Genomic DNA, 18,081 nt, shown 5'->3' with positions numbered 1-18,081 from the left:
GTGCGGTGGAGATTTCGGACAAACGGGAATTGGGCTCAAGATATCTGACCGTTACCTCGGCCATCTATTTGATGAACAGTCAGTTCCCTTTAGGGTTACGGTAGTTACGCGGGTAGATCGAGGATGGTCCAGGCCTTTTCGAGGATCTCGTTACCGAATCGAGATAAATCCTGAGCCTTTATTGACAGCAATTCAGTCGATGATTCACCTAATTATTACGAGCTGAATTGACCCTGTTACGGCCGGTGAGGAGTCGTCAACTCCGGTCGCAGGGAGGGTGAATGCCCATGCCATGCCAGGCGACGGACGGTGCAGAGGCGGCTGCGCGATCTTCCGTCGCGGGCCGGGCATTGCGCCGGTGCGGGCGTCATTCGATGTGCTGGCGGGGCCGCCGGCCCGGCCGACGGCTGCGGGGGTGCGGTTCGGTCCAATCCGGCGGTGTCGTTCGGCAGCTGCCGTTCGCAGTAGGTCCCCCGACTCCGCCATCGCCGCGGCCTGCCGATCCGTCAGGTCCTCGGCCAACCACAACACCGTCACCAGCGACAACCCCCCGGAGACAACCCCGGCGCCCCATGCACCGAACGCCTCCGCGAACGGCTCATCGGCGAAGACCCCCGCGAGCCGGTCCCGCGCGCGCTTTGTCCCTCACGGCTTCATCACCTGTCCTTCGGCGTACACCCGACGTCGTCGCCGGGGCGGCCGGGTGCCCGTTGGCGGCAGTGAGGTCTTCGACGACTTCCAGGCCCAGGACCCACGCGGAGTCCGCCAGGAAAGCGGCCTGGGCTTCGGTGATGCCGGGGAGGACGGCGACCAGGCGGTGGAGCGCGGCGGCCACGGCGTCGCGGCCGGCTTGGCGGACCGCTTCCTGGAAGTCGTCGTTCGGGGGGCCGTACAGGTCGTGGACTTCCTTCGCCGTGGACACCATGCGTTCCAGGGCCCAGACTTCCCGTGGGTCGGGTGAGGCCGGGGACAGCAGGAGGTCGGACGGGGTGAAGTCGGTCCCCCGCTCCCCGTATGCGACGGTGAAGGCGTCGGCCGGGGCAGTCGGGTTGCGGTCCGGGTAGCGGTCCGGGTTGTGGTTGACCATGGTCCACACGGCGACGGTGATGCCGCCGCGGTGGGAGGGGTGAGTGAACCGTTTCTCGTCTGCGACGACCTGGGCGACGGTGCGGGCGGTCATGTGTGCGGGGAAGTGCTGGGTTCCGGACGTTATGCGGGAGAACCTAGGGTCATGGGGCGTCGTGTCATCGACATGGAATGCCCAATGCACTACGGGCGGGGTCTGGTCGGTCATGTGCTGATCCTTCCGGTAGGTGGGTGTATTGAGGACGCGGCGCCGGGAGCGGTTGGCGGCCTTCAGCCACTGGCCGAGCTGGGTGTTGAAGTCGTCCGGTCCGGCGAAGTGCCGGCCGGGCAGGAAGCTCGTCTCCAGATGGCCATTGGCCCTTTCCATCAGCCCTTTTGCTTCTGGACCGCGGGGGCGGCACAAATGGGTCTTGGTGTAGAGCAGCCCCGCGAACTCCGCGAACTCACCGTCACTCGGCCTCGGCCCGCGCCAGGCGCCGGTCCTGACGAGGAGGCCGAGTGTGACGCCGAGGACGAGCTCGGGCAGCCGGGCCGACGGGGACGAGTACAGGGCCCAGCCGAGGGCGTAGTGGGTGTTCGCCCACGGCAGCAGCATGGCCAGCAGCACGTTCGCCGCCGCCTCCGTGCCACCGCTGGGGCGCAGTCCGGGCACCAGGGTGTGGGCGAGCAGCAACGCGCTGGCGGCGGTGGCCAGGTGCAGGGGGTAGATCCGGGCCCGGCGGCGACGCCAGAAGGTGCGGACGTGGTAGGCGAACACCACGAAGGCGGCCGCCCACCGCATCCCGGTCGGCGACGATAGTTGTCCGCCCGCAGCCCGCCATGGTGCCGGGGTTGCCCGTCGGCGGATTCGCTGTCCTGTCAGGGCCATCAGGGCACCGGCCGATGGTCGGCTGCGCAGAGAGGGCCGGGCCCGTCGAAGGGCGCGGATCGGTTACCGACCGCCGGTCGCCGTCTGCTGGTTACACTCCGCATTCCTCGGCACCTCCGGTGTGCTCTGACGGGGGCGTCGGGGGTCACCCCCGGGCTGCCGCCAGTCCAACGGACGGGCCGTGAACGGGGGGTGAGGTGATGACTCACACGCAGCTCACGTCTGATTCCGCATGCTTGGCTACCCGCGATCAGCACCGGGTGGGCCTGCGGGCACGGGTGGGCGTGCACCCCGAACTCGACACCAGCACCTACCCGACCGGAGTACAGATCGGTGACGCCGAGTTGGCGGCTCTGCCGCTGACCCGGCATGCTTTCCGTCACACGGCGCGAGTCTGTCCCGGTCCGGCATCGTGGACGATCAGGGCGACCTGGACCCGGTTGGTCACGTCGAGCTTGGCCAGGATGCTCGACACGTGGGCCTTGACCGTGGGCACGCTCATGTAGAGCAGGGCGGCGATCTCGGCGTTGGTGCGGCCCTGCCCGATGGCGAGCGCGACGCCGTACTCGCGCGCGGCCAGCCGCTCCAGCCGGGTCCGCGCCCCCGCCCGGGCGCCGGCCGCGTCGGCCGCCGGGCCCGCCACCCGGGCGATGAGCTGCTGGGTCACGGCCGGGGACAGGACCGGCTCGCCGGCCGCGACGCGGCGTACGGCGGCCATGATGTCCGTCGGCGGAGTGTCCTTCAGTAGGAAGCCGGCGGCCCCCGCGCGCAGCGCCCGTACGACGTACTCGTCCGGGTTGAAGGTGGTCAGGATGACGATCGCGGGCGGGGTGGGCAGGGACCGCAGCGCGGGAGTCGCGGCGAGCCCGTCCATCACGGGCATCCGGATGTCGAGCAGGACGACGTCGGGCGCGTGCTCGCGGCCCAGGGCGATGGCCTGCTCGCCGTCGGCGGCCTCCGCCACGATGGTGATGTCGTCGACGCTGCCGAACATGAGCCGCAGCCCCATCCGCACCAGCGGATCGTCATCGGCGAGGAGTACCCGGATCATGCCGACCACGGTATCCACGCCTGCACGAGGAAGTCCCCGCCCGTCGGGCCGTGGCGCAGCTGGCCCCCGGCCAGCGAGGTGCGCTCGGCCAGGCCGATCAGCCCCTGCCCCGAGCCCGGGATCGTGGACGGGGCGGACTGGCCCCGTTCCGGGGTCGGGTTGCGGACGATGATGTCGACGCCGCTGCCGGGCTCGCCGTTCACCTCGACGCGCACGTCGGCGCCCGGGGCGTGCTTGCGGGCGTTGGTCAGGGCCTCCTGGACGATGCGGTAGACGGTGCGGCCCGCGAGATCCGGTACCGCATCCGGGTCCTCGACGCGCACGTCCAGCCGCAGCCGCATACCGGCGGCGCGGGACTCCCGCGCGAGCCGTTCGAGGTCGGCGAGGACGGGCTGGGGCGCCTCGGCCGGCCCTTCCGCCTGGTCATCGCCGACGCCCGGCTCGCTCGCCGGTGTGCGCAGTACGCCGATGACCATCCGCAGGTCCTGGAGCGCCTGATGGGCGTTGTCCCGGATCACACCGGCCGCCCGCCCGCCCGACGTCGGCCGGGTCCGGGGACCTGTTGAACTCCAGGGCCCCGGCGTGGACGCTCAGCAGCGACAGCCGGTGCGCCAGTACGTCGTGCATCTCGCGCGCGATGTCCTCGCGGGCCCGCAGCTGCGCCTCCAGGGCCCGGCGGGCCGCCTCCTCCTCCGCCCGGCGCGCCCGCTCGGTCAGCGAGGCGACCAGCATCCGCCGGGACCGTACGAACAGGCCCCACCCGACGGCGAGGGCGACCAGGGTCCAGGCGATGAGCAGGGTGCCCATGACGGAGAGCCCCTTCCCGGGTGCCTCGTAGATCAGCCACGTCAGCGGTACGGGCAGCGCGGCCGCAGCCGCGACCCAGGCGGTGGTGCGCACGGGGCGCAGCGCCGCCACCGTGAACAGCGCCACCATTGCCGAGACCGTGACCGCCGACGACATCAGCCCGAGCCCCAGCGTGACCGTGGCGACGACGACCGGGAAGCGCCGCCGCCACCACAACACGAGGGCCGCGCAGGCGCTAACGAAAGGGCCTATGCCGTAGAAGGAGAGGCGGAGCACGTCCTCGACCGGGTACAGCAGTCCGTAGCCCATGGGCATGCGCGGGAACATGAGCAGCGGGTTGCTGTTGCTGGCCGCCGCGGCGAGCGCGAACGACAGACCGGCGGCGAAGAGCACGACGGCGAGGTCGATCGACCGCTCGCGCGGGGTGCGGGGCATGAGCGGCATGGGACAGGACACTACGCAACCGAAATGGCGCAAATCGTGCAGCCATAATTTCGGCTGTGGATCTCCTACTTTGGTCATCCCGAGCCCGCGCGCCCGGCGCCGAAGGCCAAGGCGCCCGCCGACCTTGCACCGATGCCCCCGGCCGAATGGCCTCCCTAGCGTCGTCGCCATGAACCCCGACCAGAAGAACCGGTCGAGCCGGACAAGCCGCACGAACCGAATCGACGAGACGAACCAGACGTGCCAGACGCGCCTGCCCGCGCTGCGCGCCGTCGGCCTCGGTCACCGCTACCCGCGCGGCTGGGCACTGAGGGACTGCACCTTCCAGATCCCCGCCGGCCGTGTCTGCGCCCTCGTCGGACCCAACGGCGCGGGCAAGAGCACCCTGATGTCCCTGGCCGCCGACCTGCTCACCCCCACCGAAGGCTCGATCCGTGTCTTCGGCGCCCCGCCCGAGGCCCCGGCGGCCCGCCGGTCCACCGCCCTGCTCAGCCAGGACAAGCCCCTCCACCGCGGCTTCCGGGTCGCCGAGATCCTGCGCATGGGCTCCGAGCTGAACCCCACCTGGGATCAGGCGACCGCCGAACGGGTCATCGGGGGCGGGAACATCCCGCACAGTGCGCGCGTCGGTTCGCTCTCCGGCGGCCAGCGCACCCGCGTCGCCCTCGCCCTGGCCTTCGGCAAACGCCCGCGCCTGCTCATGCTCGACGAGCCCATGGCCGACCTCGACCCGCTCGTGCGCCACGAAATGGCGGGGCTCCTGCTGACCGAGGCCGCGGCCCAGGGCACCACCGTCCTGCTGTCCTCGCACGTGGTCTCCGAGCTGGAGGGCGCCTGCGACTTCCTGCTCGTCATCGGCTCCGGCCGGGTACGCCTCGCCGGTGACATCGACGAACTCCGCGCCGCCCACCGCCCCGGCGGTGACAGCCCCGCACCCTCCCAGGAACAGCTCCTCATGACGTACCTGCGCGACCCCGACCTGCCGACGGTGATCACCCCGGCCGCCCGTCCCGAGCAGACCGAGGCGGCGGCATGAGGCTCGTACGAGGAGTGACCTGGCTGGTCGTACGCCAGCACCGCACCGCCCTGTGGGCGCTCCTCACCGGATCCGCCCTCCTCGCCGGGTACTTCCTGCTCGGCCGGTACGGGGCGGCCGACGCCGTCGCACAACAGCTGGCCGGGTGCACGCGCCCGGCCGCCGAGCACTCCCAGTCGTGTGCGGACGTGCTCACGGACTTCCAGCAGCAGCACCAGTACCCGCTGCGCCAGCCGCTCCAGGCGCTGGCACTGCTCCCGCTCGTGCTCGGAGTGTTCCTCGGCGGGCCTCTGTTCGCCCCGGAGTTGGAGTCCGGTACCTACCGCACCGCGCTGTCCCAGTCGGTGACGCGGACCCGCTGGTTCCTGGCCAAGCTGGCCGTCCCCGTCGCCCTGACGGTCCTCGTCAGCGGCCTGGTCACCGCCTCCGCCACCTGGTGGTGGCACGAAGTGGCCGGCCCCCTCGGCAGCCGCTTCCCGTGGCACGGCTGGATGCCGTACGACGCCATAGGCCCCCCGGCTGTCGCCAAGGCGCTGCTGATGCTCATGGTCGGGATCACGCTGAGCCTGGTGCTACGCCGCACGGTGGCGGCCATGGGCGCGACCCTGGCGCTGGGCGCGGCCCTGCTGTTCGCCCTGGAGCAGGTGCGAAGCTCCCTGTGGCCGACGGTCGTCACGCAGCGGCAGGGCACGGACGGCTCGGCTTGGCTGGGCGACTCGTGGCTGCTGGGCGATGGGCTGGTCAAGTCCACGGGACAGCGGGTCGGGAACCTGCCGCAGCGCTTCAGGGCCGAGGACTACCGGCAGTGCCTCGCACAGCAGGGGATCACGGGACAGTGGGCCGAACACCGCCCGCGGGCCCATCTGTGGCCACTCCAGTGGACGGAATCGTTCCTGTGCCTCGCGCTGGCGGTCATCCTGGGACTGGTCTGCTTCTGGTGCACGAGGCGACGCCTCACCTGACCCGCGGTCACTACAGCGGCCACCAGGGCGCCTATGCGATGCGGGAGATCATTAACGCGATCGTCTACCAGGGCCGGACCGGCTGCCAGTGGGCCTACCTCCCTCATGACCTGCCGCCGAAGAGCGCCACGTACTACTACTTCGCCGCCTGGCGGGACGACGGGACCGACCAGGTCATCCACGAGGCCGTGGACGTGCTCGGCCTGGTCATCGCCGTCGTCGTCCTCGCCGTGAGTGCGCACGACGCGGGCATCGCCCTGCTGGACCAGGTCGCTGAACACGCCGGCGGAACCGCGGAGAAGGCCCTTGTCGACCAGGGCTTCAAGAACCAGGTCACCGCACATGGAGCCAGCCTGGGCATCGACGTCGAGACCGTCGCACGCAACCCGCAGGAGGCGGGGTTCGTTCCGCAGCCGAAGCGGTGGAGGGTCGAGCAGACCTACGGGATCCTGATTACTGCACCGGCTTCTGGTCCGCGACGACGAGCACCACCAGGCCTCCTCCGCCTCCCGCGTCTACTGGGCCATGACCCAGGTGATGGCCCGCCGCGTCACCGGCGGGAGCACCCTCACCTGGCGCCACCCGCAGACGGTGACCGCGTGAACCTCCAGCCCCTCCTCGACGCGCTCGGCATCCAGGAGGACGCCGCCCAGGCCCTGGTCGACGACCTCCGCACCTGGATCGACGAACTGCACGCCCGGCTGCGTGAGCCGGGACCCACCTAAAGTTTGTTGCAGAAGGGCGGGAAGCCGTCCGCGATGACTGTCGTCCCGGCCGCCGCGGCCGGCAGGTCGGACTCCCGCCAGACATGAGCGTCGGCCTTGTTGCCCGGTGCCAGACATGTGCTCGCGACGACCAGACGGGTCTCGGCGTCGATGATGACCTGCACGTTCGCCGAAAGCCGGTAGTTACGGGACGACGCGGCGACGGTCCGGTCGCGGACCGGGATCAAGGTGCCGTCCACGATCCATAGCCGGTCCACGTCAGCGACGGGCCGCGGTGCCGGCTCCAACGCCAGGAGCGGGCTGAGCTTGTTGATCACCTGGCAGACGGTGGCCGGGGAGGTTCCGAAGAGCGGTGCGAGCCGGCGCATCGTGAGGTTCGTCTGGTAGTACACAGCCACCCGCAGCACCCGGTCCGCCAGCGGCAGACACCACGGCCGGCCGCCGCCGGGACCGTTTCCGCCCCACTCCCGCACCACCTTCGCGAGCTTCTCGAACCGGCCCATCCGCAGACCGGGGAACGTCTCCACCCACAACGACTCAGCCGGCAACACCCCACCCATACAAGAGGAATGCCCCATCCCGCACGTTCTGCAACAACCTTTAGGGCGCTGTGGGGGTCTCTTGTCGACGACCGCCCCCGCCGGTCCCGTCCTCGGGAACCGGCGAGGGCGGTCTGCTGCCGCTGCGTACGTGTTGACCGCGGCCGACACCCCGTTGTGGAAGCCCGCCACGTGCGTGCGCCCTCCGGGGTGGGAGGACTGTTGGCTAAGACCGACCAGCAATTGGATCACTTGAGGCGTCGGGTCGTGGGTCGGTTGTCCCAGCGGTAGCGGCTCGTCGAGCGCCGGATCAGCATGCGGAGCGTGACGAGCGCGGCGGCGAGGTAGAGGTAGAAGTCCACGACCTCGCCGCTCCGGTCGGTGCAGCGCCGCAGCCTGCCGTAGTCGTTCATCCACGAGTGCGTGCGTTCTACCACCCAGCGCTTGCCGGCCTGGACCGGTGCTGGCACGCCCTTGCGGGCGATCTCGACAGTGAACCCCAACTCAGCTATCAGTACACGTGACTTGGCGCTGTCGTAACTGCGGTCGAGGTTGACATTGACGGCTTCCGGGAGTGCTCCGACCTGCTCCCGGGCGGCTTCCAGCGTCGGCCCGAGCAGGGGTGAGTCGTGCCGGTTGGCGCCGTCGGAGACGATCCCGAGCGGAACGCCGCAGCCGTCGGAGGCGACGGAGCGTTTGAGCCCCTGCTTGCCCCGGTCGACGGGCGAGCGCCCAGCCTTCTCGCCGCCGGACGGGGCCTTCGTGATGCAGCCGTCGACGGAGATCTCGCCGAGGTCGAGTCCGATCATCCGGTCGTACGCTTCCAGGGCGATCCGGTGCAGTGTCTGCGTGATTCCCATCTGCGCCCACAGATTGACGCGGCGTCGGATCGTTCTGTCGGAGCATCCTGGCGAAGAGATGCGCTCGTAGCCGGAGCCGTGGACCAGCGCCTGGATGACGTGGTCGAACACGACGCGGTCCGGTATGCGTCGCCGATGGCAGCCGAGCGGATGGCCAGGGTCGAACTCTGGACGATCGGGCAGCAGGGCTCGGAACTGGTCCCAGGCGGGTTCGAGCAGGCATGATGGCAGCGCGGGCACAGTCGTCCTTCGCGGTCACAGAGCGTAGAGAACTCCATGATCACGTAGGCCTGTGCCCGTTCTGCTGTCCTCTTCGCATCGCGATCGCGCTCCGAGGCCTACTGCCGGTCGGTCTAAGGCGCTCCTGTCCGTGCGTCGAGGAAAGCGACGAAGTCCCGCGCCCCGCCCGGGAACCGGTAGCGCATCGATCGTCGCCCGCCCGGTGAGCGTTCGTCGGTCCCGCTTGTGGTCGTCGGCCCGACGGCCGTGGGCGGTATGAGGGCGACGCCGCGCGTGTACGTCTGGACCCAGCGGACCCCTTCGCGTCGCACCTCGGCTGTCAGGCGGCTCGACAGGGCGTTGGTGACGAAGGGTCCGACGCCGAAGAGACCCAACGGGACACGGCATGGCGGCCGCCGGGCTCCGCCCCGGCGCGCATGCGGGCTCAGTAGCGCTTCGAGGCTGGGACTGTTGGTGTCCCCGGCGGTCTCGACGGCCCCATCCCCAGCTCTGCCGAGGTCCCCGATGTCGGTGGACTGCCCGCCCGCCTGGAACGCCGCGTCCACCCGCTTCACGAGGGAGCGGTTGCCCCTCCCGTCGCGGCGTGCGGACCATAGACCCAGTGCCTTGGTGGGCACCTACCTGGCCGGACAGGCCAGCTGGAGCACCCAGTCGCAATTGGCGTGCCCCATCCGGAATCCGGGTACTTTTCCTTCGGATGCGCGGGGTTGCGAGCTGCCACCATGCTCCGGCGTCGGGCGCTTCACGGGGTGCAGGTACCTGAGTCGATGAACTGTCGGTCGTTGGTATACGCGTTGTGGACGGCGACGGTCCAGCGGGTGTAGTTCCAGCTCTTGTTGCTGTTGAACTCCGCCGCGAGCTTGCGGCAGACGGCCTCCTCTATAGCGCCTTTGAGGTTGGACTGAGAAGCGCGGCTGGCGAAATGGTTGTTGGGGTCGTCGGTCCATACGTATGCGGCGTTCTCGACGGGATCGAAGCCCAGGTTGATGCCGTCGCCTGTGCTGAGGGGGGCTTCGTTCGTCTCCGAGGTGTTGGCGTTCCAGGTAGCGGTGATGGCCTTGACCGTGGCGTCGGCCACGCGGATCTCTTCCTTGTCGCTGCTGGGGAGTTCCGCGGTCGCCATGCCTTCTTCGTCACCGTGCCATTGGCCGGCGATCTCGGTGAAGCAGCCGTTGGTGGCCTCTCCGTAGCCGATGGCCGGCGCCTCGATATCGCCGTCGGACGTCTTCCAGCGGATGGTGAAGCGGCCGTAGGGCCAGGTGGCGGGGTTGCCCTTGAGTCGCTGTGCGAGCGCTGTGCAGGCGGCCATCTGCCCGGCCCGGCGGAACACGTCCTGGTAGTTCTCGGGAAGCTGGGGGACCGGTCCGCCGGTGACGATCACGGTCTGCGCGCGCTGGTTGAACGTGATCGTGGGCTTCATGAAGTCCATGTCCTTGGTGGCCAGCATGGAGGTCATGTGGTCGCGGATCGCCTGCTCAGCGTCCTGTTCCTCGGGGGTGACGGCGCGCGTGCTGGTCCGCCATTCGTTGGGGTGCGGCTGGGACTCGTCACCGGCTCGGGTGTAGGCGGGGTGGGGCACTCCTGCCAGTGGATCCATGGGGATCCTGATGGTTCGTGGATCGACCGGAGGCGCGGTCCTGGTTGCGCCCGGGCTGATGGAAGCCGTGATTGCGGCAGGTGTGCCGGAGGGCGCCGCAGGGCTGACCGTGCTCTTGGACTTGGCGTCCGGGTCGACCTGACCCTTGGCGTCGAAGGCGAGGATGCCGGCCGCGATGGCGGCGCCGGCGGCCGCCGCGGCGACGAAGACGATCAGCGGTCGCTTCCGGTCCGACGCGGTCGGGTCCTGCCAGGCAGGGTCCTCCACGCTGGGCACGTGCCACTCGGTGGCGACGAAGTCGGGAGCCCCGACCGGTTCCAGCCGTGCGTCGACAGTAAGTACCTGGGTCGCCTGGGTGGAGAGAAAGCGGGCACACTCCTCAGCTGCAGAGTCGGAGGTGATTCGTTCGCCGGGGCTCTTGGCGAGTGCCTTCTCCACGGTTGCGCGCAGCCCCTCGGGGAGGCCATCGAGGTCGGGTTCCGCAGGCATGACGCGTTAAGCGACCACGTCGGGGGCTCCTGCGCCGAATGGAAGGCGGCCAGTGGCGGCGTATGCGACGAGAGCGCCCCAGGCGAACACGTCGCCTTCGGGGCCGGCGGTGCCGGTGCGGTAGTGCTCGGGGCTGATCCAGCCGGGGGTACCGGTCATGACGCCGGTTCGGGTCACGGAGGTGCCGTCGGAGGCGTGGGCGATGCCGAAGTCCAGGACGCGGGGTCCGGCGGGGGTGAGGATCACGTTCTGCGGCTTGACGTCCCGGTGGACGACACCAGCGGCGTGGATTGCCGACAGGGCCCGGGCGGTGCCGGTGGCGAAGGCGTACAGGGTGCCGCCGGTGAGCGGACCGTGGGCGGCGAGGTGCTGGTTGAGGGTCAGGCCCGGGACGTACGTGGTGGCCAGCCACGGGGTCTCCGCGTCGGGGTCGGCCGAGAGCAGCGGTATGAGGCATGGCCCATGGACGCGGGCGGAGAGCTGGATCTCGCGGCGGAAGCGGGCACGGAACTCGGGGTCCTCGGCCTGAGCGGCGTGGACGACCTTGACTGCGACCCGTACTCCGGCCGGGTCGAGGCCGGCGTGCACGGTGCCCATGCCGCCCGAGCCGAGACGGCCGATGATCCGGTAAGGGCCGACCCGTGTGGGATCGCCGGGGCGGGCGGGCTGTAGCCGCCCGCCGGAGAGCGCCATGCTCACAGGCGTCCGTTCCTCTTCTGCGATGGACCTCGATGAGGCCGGGCGGCAGATCGGCAAGGACCGCCCGAACCCGGCGGTTGATCGTATCCGCGGGCCAACGCGACCCGCGGTGGTGGTGCGTGGGGCGGTCCATGCCGCCTCGCCTCGCTAGGTCCTGATGGGCAGAGCAGAGTCCGCTCCTTGGGGACCAGTTGGGGACCACACGGTGTGCGCGATGGCGCACTTTCGAGCTTCTTGCGCACAACTTGCATCCCAATTAGGTCTGTTATATCTGGAAAATACCCCCGGACCTCACTCCTGGGGGTCAAGGGGTCGCAGGTTCAAATCCTGTCGTCCCGACTGTGCGGAAACGCAGGTCGGAGGCCGTTCCCTCAACCACGAGAGAACGGCCTTTCGTGTGTTCGGAGCCGGCCGCCGCTACTCCGCGGCCTTCGCCGTCGGGTGTGTCTTGGTGAGGGTGCAGACGCCGTCCTCGCATCGGCGTTCCAGGCGGCCGCGGGAGATGGTCTGCGCCAGGCCGACCATCCAGCACGTGGGGCAGCCGCGGAAGGCAACGAGGGCGAGCGGGGCGGCCAGTAGGCTCACCGGGCCGACGACGGGCACCAGGGCGATCGCGCCGATGATCAGCCCGAAGCCGATGGCGCCGCGCGCCAGGTGGCGCGGGACGGACCTGCTGGCGAAGTTCGTTTCGGGCGCCGCGGATGGTGCGGGCAGTTTCACGGTGTTCACCGTCGTGAGTCTCCTTCGACTGGTTGGTCGATCGCGCCCAGTGAGTGGCGCAGCGCGGCGCGTGCTCTGTGCAGCCGCGACTTCATCGCGGCGGTGCTCAGGCCCAGCGCATCGGCGACGGTCTTGCCGGGCAGGCCCTGGACGTCCCGCAGGATCAGGACCTGCCGCTGGTCACGGGGGAGGGCGCTGAGCGCGGCCGCGATCCGCTCCGCCTCCAGCCTGTGCAGCACGGCGTCCTCGGCGGACCGTTCCGCAGACTCCGGATGGGCCGGCGCTTCCTCGCTCCGCGGGGCGAGCAGCCGTATCTGCCGGAGGCATTCGTTGCGCACGATCCGGAACATCCAGGAGGCGAGGGCGCCGGTGGCCCGCAGGGTGCCGATCTTCCGGTAGAGGATGATCAGGGCCTCCTGCGCGGCGTCCTCCGCGTCCTGCGGCGAGGCGCAGAGCGACAGGGCGAACTTGCGCACATGAGGCTGCGACTCCATGACGACGGTGGTGAGTGAAGTGACGTCGCCGTCCTGAGCGGCCCTGATCAGCCGCTCGTCCGGCCAGGGGAGGCGTTGGTTCACGTGCTGCTCATTCCCGTCGTTCCCGAAGATGTCCCGCGCCGCCGGGCCCTGGTCAGATCCGGCTCTTGTAGCGCCGCAGCAGGTGCCGGCTGCACGCGCCCACGAGCAGGGCTCCGATCACTACGAGGCTGGTGATCATCATGGGTGTTTCCTCCTGGTCCTGCCGGCCCGTTCGGCCGGTACACGGATAAGAGGCGGGGAGGTCCGAAAAGGATTCGCGGCCGGTCGAATGTCTTCCTCGAGTTGATAGGCAAGTGGTTGCTTGCCTATTCTGTGGTGGTGGCCGACGAACTCTTCAGAGCTTTGGCCGACCCGACCCGCCGCACCATCCTCGACGAGCTCGCGGAGAAGTCCGGGCAGACACTGTTCGAGATCTGCTCGCGGCTGACGATGAAGCACCAGCTCGGCATCTCGCGCCAGGGCGTCTCCCAGCACCTCGCCGTGCTGGAGGCCGCCGGACTCGTCGAGACGAGGCGGGAGGGCCGGTACAAGTTCCACGACCTGAACACGGCCCCGCTGCGGCAGATCGCCGAGCGATGGCGCACGCCCGACCCGTCCGGACCGGAAGAGAGCACCCCATGAAGATCCACCTGACCAGCGTCTTCGTCGACGACCAGGCCAAAGCCCTGCACTTCTACACCGAGGTCCTCGGGTTCGTGAAGAAGCACGACGTCCCGCTGGGCGGGCCGGACCGGTGGCTGACCGTCGTCTCGCCCGACGAGCCCGGCGGCACCGAACTCCTCCTGGAGCCCGCCGGCCACCCGGCCGCCAAGACCTACCGCGACGCGCTCGTTGAGGACGGCATCCCGCTCGCCCAGTTCGCCGTCGACGACGTCGAGGCGGAGTACGAGCGCCTGCGCGGCCTCGGCGTCCGCTTCACGCAGGAGCCGCTGGAGATGGGTCCCGTGACCACCGCCGTCTTCGACGACACCTGCGGCAACCTGATCCAGCTCGCGACCGAGCCGAAGTAGCCGGCCGGGAGCAGCACCCTCAGAGGGCTCCTGAACTCCCGGGCGGTGGACCCGGTGGGCCCGGTGCCCGCGGGGCCCGAGCGGGGCCCGGTAGCTGCCGGGTGCGGTCGGGAGCGTCCGGGTGGTGGGGGATCGGGTCGCCGGGCTCCTGGAAGTGGACGGCACCGGGCAGGTCCGCCCGGTAGGCGTCGAGGGCGGCGCGGCAGTAGGCGAACATCGGCTCGGGCAGTGCGTCGAGGGAGTACCAGTCCATGGCATCGCAGACGTCCGGCTCCCGCACCTCCGGGATGCCCTGCCAGGCCAGAGCCTCGAAGAACAGGCCGGACGGCGCGTGCCACAGACCCGCCGCGTACAAGGCACCCGCGCGGCGGGACAGCAGGAGCTCCTCCCCTCCGTCCGGTCCGTACCGGACCAGGAGGAGGTGTACGTCGACCGGCAGTCTGTAGCGGTCGGGTCCGGTCGCGGCAGGGACCGTGTGGCTGCCCCGCTCAGCCCGCTCGTCCTGGGCGCGGCTCATGAGACGTCTCCGGTCTTCGCTCCGGTTCGGGTGCCGGGCGGGTGGTCGCGCTGGGTGGGGAGGGATTCCGCGAAGGCGGACGCCTGTACCAGGTAGGCGGTGCGGAACTCGCCCCTGGCGCCCGTGGCGCCGTCCGCGTCCATGAGTTCGGTGAAGGTGCCCGACTCGGCGACCTGCCCGCCCTTGAGCACGTGGATGACGTCGGCGTGGCGTACGGAGTGCAGCCGGTGGGTGATCAGGACCACCGTCTGCCCGGTCGCCGCGAGGCTCCGCAAGCGGTCGAAGAACCGCTGCTCGGCGACGGCGTCCAGGGCGCTGGTGGGCTCGTCCACCACCATGATCTGGCCCTGCCGGTACCAGGCCCGTGCGATCCCGATCTTCTGCCATTCGCCGCCGGAGGCCTGGCGGCCGCGCTTGTAGCCGCGTGCGAGGAGGGTGCCGAGGCCGTGGGGCAGACCGGTGAGGAAGGCGTCGGCGCCGGAGAAGGCGGCCGCGGCCCCGACCGCCGCGTCGTCGATGGGGCGGTCGGGGCGGCCGATCCCCACATTGACGCGGAACGTGAAGGGCCACTGGTAGAAGGACTGGGACATGAGCGCGACCCGGGCGAAGATCTGCCGGCGGTCCGCCCGGGCGGCGTCGACGTGGTCCCACCAGATCGTGCCGCCACCCTCGTCGGGCAGGTATAGGCCGGCCAGGAGCTTGATCAGGGTGGACTTGCCCGAGCCGTTCTCCCCGACGACCGCGATGACCTTGCCGATGGGGAAGGACAGGGAGACCTCGCGCAGGGTCGGCTCGGGGGTCTCTCCGGCGCTCGCCGGATAGGTGAAGGTCACCTTCTCGAAGCGGACTTCCCGCAGATCCTCGGGCAGCGCCCGGCCCGTCGCGGGAATGGCGCGATCCGCGGCCTCCGCGCAGAGTCGTTCGTAGTCGGCGACGTGCAAGGACTCCTGGTGCAGATCGGCCATCTGCAGGACGAGGCTGTCCAGGCTCGACGCACCGGTACGGATCGCCAGGACGGCCGTACCGGCGACCGCGAGGTCCATCGCCCCGCTCCACAGCAGCAGTCCGAGCGCCCCGTAGGTGAGGAGGGTCGCGAGACCGCCGGCGCCGTCGGCCGTCAAGCCGATCCGGGCGGCGTTGCGGGCCAGCCGGGTCTGTTCTCGCTCGCTGGTCTCCGCCATGCCGCGGAAGTGGCCGAGCAGGAACGGTCCGATCCCGTGTACACGGACCTCGGCCGCCGCCTCCTGCTGGGTCAGGAGCTGCCCCAGCAGGTGTCCGGCACGGGCGTGCTGGACGAAGGTGTGGAAGGAGACGTAGCGCTGTTTGGAGATCGTGAGCGAACTCCACGCACTGGGCAGGGTCATCATGACGAGGAGCGGCAGCAGCCCGATGTGCAGCACGGTGAGCACACCGGCCGCGGCGATGAGGGAGATCAGGGAGTTCAGCGTGTTCGTGCAGTACCGGACCATGCGGCGCGCGGAGTCCGCACCGTAGCGGGCGGCGTCGAGCAGGCGGTGGAACTCGTCGTCCTCGATCGCGGACAGCTCCACCTGGTGCACCAGTCCGAGGTACCGCTCGGTCGCCACCCGCTGGACCTTCGGCTCCAGCGTGCCGGTCGACGCGGTCGAAGCGGAGCGCAGCAGCGATCCGAGCAGTGCGGTGACCGCGACCACCGCGAGGGCGGGGACGGCCCGGGCCAGGCGCTCGTTGGTCGATCCGGCGGACAGGATGTGGCCCAGGACGCCGTTGACGGCGATCAGTCCGACGGCCTGGGTGATGCCGCGGCCGAGTTCGGCGCCGAGGACCACCCGGAGCGCGCGGGGATCGGCGAGGTGCGCGAGGCGCACGCCCATGGCGACCATGCGCGGCAGTTCCTTGGCCATGGTCCACAGGCCGAGCTTCAGCCAGGCCCCCTCATGGCGTTCCCAGCCGATGTCGTAGGCGAGTTCGCCGCCGAAGAGCAGCCGCTCCGAGTCCGAGACATTCGGCTCGGTCTCCGCGGAGGCCTCCGGTGGGGTGTCCGCCGGGATGTCCGGTGGGACGTCTGGTGGAACGTCTGGTGGGACGTCCGGTGGGACGTCTGGTGGGACCTCCTCGTTCGTTCGGTCCTTGCCGCCGGTCACTTCCCCCATGGTCATGTCCCCCATCCCCGGATCCGGTTCACCGGGGTCAACGACGGCGGTCGCGCCATCGAGCACACGCATGTGAGCCGAGATGGATTCCGTACACGAGCTCGGGAGACACCCCGCGTCCTCTCCGGCCGTCTCTAACCCTGAGCCACCAGCCGGCCGGCGTGCAGTTCGAGTGTGCGGCCCGGGTTGGCGCGAGCCGTGAGGCAGGCCTCGATCTGGCGGCGGAGCGCCGGCCTGGCGAACCGGCGCAGTTCGGCCGGGGGGACCGTGCGCCAGGCGAGGAGCTCCGTCTGCGGCAGGCGGATCCGGGTCAGGGCGGCGGCGTCGAGGGTGCCGCCGTCGTAGAGGAAGCGGACCCGGGCCGGATAGCCGGACCGGTGGGACCAGTTGACGGCGAGCAGCCTGCCCGGGGCGAGGTCGAGGCCGAGCTCCTCGAGGACCTCCCGGCGGGCCGCGGTGCGCGGGATCTCGCCGACGTCACTGTCGATGCCGCCGCCGGGCAGGTTCCAGTGGTCCGGATCGCCGTACGCGGGCCGTACCAGCAGGACCCCGCCAGCCGAGTCGGTGAACAGCACGCTCGCCGCCGTGAGGGCCTTGGGGCGGGCGGCGCGGTGGCCGGCGGTGTCGTAGGCGCCCGCGTGTTCCAGCTCCGCCCGGCGCGCCGGGTCCAGGCCGGCCGGGGAGCCGGGCTGCGGCACCCCGTCGATCAGGTGCGCGAGGGAGCCGGAGTACAGGGCTGCCAGGGCGGCGCGCAGGCGGGATGTCTTCCGGGTGTCCAGGGCCTCGTAGGCCTCCTCCGGGGTGAGCCACCGTGCCTCGGTGACCTCCCCGTCCGGGAAGGAGATCGCGGAGGCCTCCTCGGGCGTGAGCGGGCCGACGAGGTGGACGTGGGCGACGAGGGAGCGGCCGAGGGGCCCCGGCGGGCGGGAGTCCACGGCGAGCAGCCGCCCGACCGGCACGCTCAGGTCGAGCTCCTCCTTCAGCTCGCGGGCCAGTCCCTCCTCCGGTGTCTCGGTGTCCTCCACGCCCCCGCCCGGGAGCTCCAGCTCCGCCTTGTACGAGGTGGTGAGGACGAGGACCCGCCCGCGCGCGTCCAGCACGATCCCGGTGGCGGCCACGAGGGGGGAGGGCTGGGCGGCGTAGTAGGCGCGGACCGAGTCGGTGTACGGGGACCCGGGTGGCGGCGGGGGCGGGGGTGAGGACGGGGGCTGATCCGGCACGGGGGCTCCTGGAGGCGCGGGGGATGGCGTACGAGGTGTGAGGTGTGAGGTGTGGATGTGGGCGTGAGGTGGTGGGGCACGGTGATCCGTACCCACTCGGGGAGGGTCCATGGGGTGGACCTTGGAGGACGGTGGCAGACCAGATCTCGGAATTGGCTCTGCTGGGCAGGCCAATCCGTCTCCAGAGTGGAGGTCGGCGCACGGGAACCTGCGCGACTGGGTCCACGGGCTGGTCAGGGCCGTGCGGGAGCCGAGCCGATGAGCCGCGTGGTGGTCGGGGTGAGCGGCTCGCCGCCCGAGGGCGAAGGGATGTTCGCCCGGTTCCCCGACCGGACGTGGGCCGCGCTGTGGGAGGCGGAGGCCGCCGCGACCCTCGACCGGGCCTTCGAGGAGGCCTTCGGCGGCGACCGGCGGGCGTGCCCGTCGTACGCCGGCACGTGCGGCGGGGCTTCCCCGGCCGGACCCTGTGCGAGCTGGCCGGACGACCCGACGACCCGACGACCTGCTCGTCGTCGGAGCCCGGCCCGGCCGCCGCTACGG

The 18,081-nt window shown here is 70.6% G+C and carries 18 protein-coding genes and 2 pseudogenes; 6 read left to right on the top strand and 14 right to left on the bottom strand.

Annotated elements, in window-relative coordinates; translation table 11 throughout:
- Nucleotides 1–598: 598 nt before the first annotated feature.
- The 4 genes from MTF69_RS43880 to MTF69_RS34200 all read right to left on the bottom strand — a co-directional run bounded on the left by MTF69_RS43880 (nucleotide 599) and on the right by MTF69_RS34200 (nucleotide 4,247).
- Nucleotides 599–1,867 carry a hypothetical protein gene (locus MTF69_RS43880; protein WP_374324820.1) on the bottom strand — a complete coding sequence of 423 codons (1,269 nt, stop codon included), beginning with the start codon at nucleotides 1,865–1,867 and terminating at the stop codon, nucleotides 599–601.
- Between the two features lie 466 nt (nucleotides 1,868–2,333).
- A complete protein-coding gene (locus MTF69_RS34210) occupies nucleotides 2,334–3,005 on the bottom strand; it encodes a response regulator transcription factor (protein ID WP_243340257.1) in 672 nt (223 codons plus the stop codon).
- Entirely contained in the window at nucleotides 3,002–3,481 is a 480-nt protein-coding gene (locus tag MTF69_RS34205; RefSeq protein ID WP_243340256.1) for a sensor histidine kinase, read from the bottom strand. The genes MTF69_RS34210 and MTF69_RS34205 overlap by 4 nt, the downstream gene beginning before the upstream one ends.
- Nucleotides 3,429–4,247, bottom strand: coding sequence for a histidine kinase (locus tag MTF69_RS34200; protein WP_243340255.1), 819 nt, complete (start codon nucleotides 4,245–4,247; stop codon nucleotides 3,429–3,431). Before MTF69_RS34200 ends, MTF69_RS34205 begins: the two co-directional genes overlap by 53 nt.
- Before the next feature lie 178 nt (nucleotides 4,248–4,425).
- On the opposite strand from MTF69_RS34200, the gene MTF69_RS34195 reads away from it, so the two are divergent.
- The 4 genes and pseudogenes from MTF69_RS34195 (at nucleotide 4,426) to MTF69_RS43135 (ending at nucleotide 6,979) form a co-directional block, all read left to right on the top strand.
- On the top strand, nucleotides 4,426–5,292 hold the full coding sequence (locus MTF69_RS34195) for an ABC transporter ATP-binding protein (protein WP_243340254.1): 867 nt from the start codon (nucleotides 4,426–4,428) through the stop codon (nucleotides 5,290–5,292).
- Nucleotides 5,289–6,254: an ABC transporter permease subunit gene (locus tag MTF69_RS34190; RefSeq protein WP_243340253.1), complete on the top strand. Its 966-nt coding sequence runs from the start codon at nucleotides 5,289–5,291 to the stop codon at nucleotides 6,252–6,254. The genes MTF69_RS34195 and MTF69_RS34190 overlap by 4 nt, the downstream gene beginning before the upstream one ends.
- A 14-nt stretch (nucleotides 6,255–6,268) precedes the next feature.
- A pseudogene (locus MTF69_RS34185) lies at nucleotides 6,269–6,857 on the top strand (transposase); the annotation flags it as partial.
- Nucleotides 6,854–6,979, top strand: coding sequence for a hypothetical protein (locus MTF69_RS43135; RefSeq protein WP_279346604.1), 126 nt, complete (start codon nucleotides 6,854–6,856; stop codon nucleotides 6,977–6,979). The pseudogene MTF69_RS34185 and the gene MTF69_RS43135, both read left to right, overlap by 4 nt.
- A 23-nt stretch (nucleotides 6,980–7,002) precedes the next feature.
- Here MTF69_RS43135 and MTF69_RS34180 read toward each other — a convergent pair.
- From MTF69_RS34180 to MTF69_RS34155, 6 genes and pseudogenes are all read right to left on the bottom strand, one after another.
- Nucleotides 7,003–7,539 (bottom strand): annotated as a pseudogene (locus MTF69_RS34180) (transposase family protein); the annotation flags it as partial.
- A 227-nt stretch (nucleotides 7,540–7,766) separates the two neighbouring features.
- Entirely contained in the window at nucleotides 7,767–8,618 is an 852-nt protein-coding gene (locus tag MTF69_RS34175) for an IS5 family transposase (protein WP_243340252.1), read from the bottom strand.
- 742 nt (nucleotides 8,619–9,360) lie between these two features.
- A complete protein-coding gene (locus MTF69_RS34170; protein WP_243340251.1) occupies nucleotides 9,361–10,704 on the bottom strand; it encodes a hypothetical protein in 1,344 nt (447 codons plus the stop codon).
- Nucleotides 10,705–10,710: 6 nt separating this feature from the next.
- Nucleotides 10,711–11,397, bottom strand: a complete 687-nt coding sequence (locus MTF69_RS34165; RefSeq protein ID WP_243340271.1) for a serine/threonine-protein kinase — start codon at nucleotides 11,395–11,397, stop codon at nucleotides 10,711–10,713.
- Between the two features lie 423 nt (nucleotides 11,398–11,820).
- Nucleotides 11,821–12,132: a hypothetical protein gene (locus MTF69_RS34160; protein WP_243340250.1), complete on the bottom strand. Its 312-nt coding sequence runs from the start codon at nucleotides 12,130–12,132 to the stop codon at nucleotides 11,821–11,823.
- On the bottom strand, nucleotides 12,129–12,701 hold the full coding sequence (locus MTF69_RS34155) for an RNA polymerase sigma factor (protein ID WP_243340249.1): 573 nt from the start codon (nucleotides 12,699–12,701) through the stop codon (nucleotides 12,129–12,131). Before MTF69_RS34155 ends, MTF69_RS34160 begins: the two co-directional genes overlap by 4 nt.
- Before the next feature lie 279 nt (nucleotides 12,702–12,980).
- Between MTF69_RS34155 and MTF69_RS34150 the strand changes: the two genes are divergently transcribed.
- Complete coding sequence (locus MTF69_RS34150) at nucleotides 12,981–13,283, top strand: helix-turn-helix transcriptional regulator (RefSeq protein WP_243340248.1); 303 nt, start codon at nucleotides 12,981–12,983, stop codon at nucleotides 13,281–13,283.
- The gene (locus MTF69_RS34145; protein WP_243340247.1) at nucleotides 13,280–13,672 is read left to right on the top strand and encodes a VOC family protein; all 393 of its coding nucleotides are present in this window, start codon (nucleotides 13,280–13,282) and stop codon (nucleotides 13,670–13,672) included. Before MTF69_RS34150 ends, MTF69_RS34145 begins: the two co-directional genes overlap by 4 nt.
- Before the next feature lie 19 nt (nucleotides 13,673–13,691).
- On the opposite strand, the gene MTF69_RS34140 is transcribed toward MTF69_RS34145, so the two are convergent.
- From MTF69_RS34140 to MTF69_RS34125, 4 genes are all read right to left on the bottom strand, one after another.
- The gene (locus MTF69_RS34140) at nucleotides 13,692–14,189 is read right to left on the bottom strand and encodes a hypothetical protein (RefSeq protein ID WP_243340246.1); all 498 of its coding nucleotides are present in this window, start codon (nucleotides 14,187–14,189) and stop codon (nucleotides 13,692–13,694) included.
- Nucleotides 14,186–16,327, bottom strand: a complete 2,142-nt coding sequence (locus MTF69_RS34135; RefSeq protein ID WP_243340245.1) for an ABC transporter ATP-binding protein — start codon at nucleotides 16,325–16,327, stop codon at nucleotides 14,186–14,188. Before MTF69_RS34135 ends, MTF69_RS34140 begins: the two co-directional genes overlap by 4 nt.
- 128 nt (nucleotides 16,328–16,455) lie before the next feature.
- Entirely contained in the window at nucleotides 16,456–17,541 is a 1,086-nt protein-coding gene (locus MTF69_RS34130) for an NUDIX hydrolase (RefSeq protein ID WP_243340244.1), read from the bottom strand.
- A 233-nt stretch (nucleotides 17,542–17,774) separates the two neighbouring features.
- Complete coding sequence (locus tag MTF69_RS34125; RefSeq protein ID WP_243340243.1) at nucleotides 17,775–17,978, bottom strand: hypothetical protein; 204 nt, start codon at nucleotides 17,976–17,978, stop codon at nucleotides 17,775–17,777.
- Between the last annotated feature and the right edge of the window lie 103 nt (nucleotides 17,979–18,081).

The organism is Streptomyces sp. AP-93 (assembly GCF_022808175.1).
Taxonomy (GTDB): Bacteria; Actinomycetota; Actinomycetes; order Streptomycetales; family Streptomycetaceae; genus Streptomyces.
The sequence above is the reverse complement of the archived record's forward strand: the minus strand, read 5'-3'. Positions and strand labels throughout refer to the sequence as shown.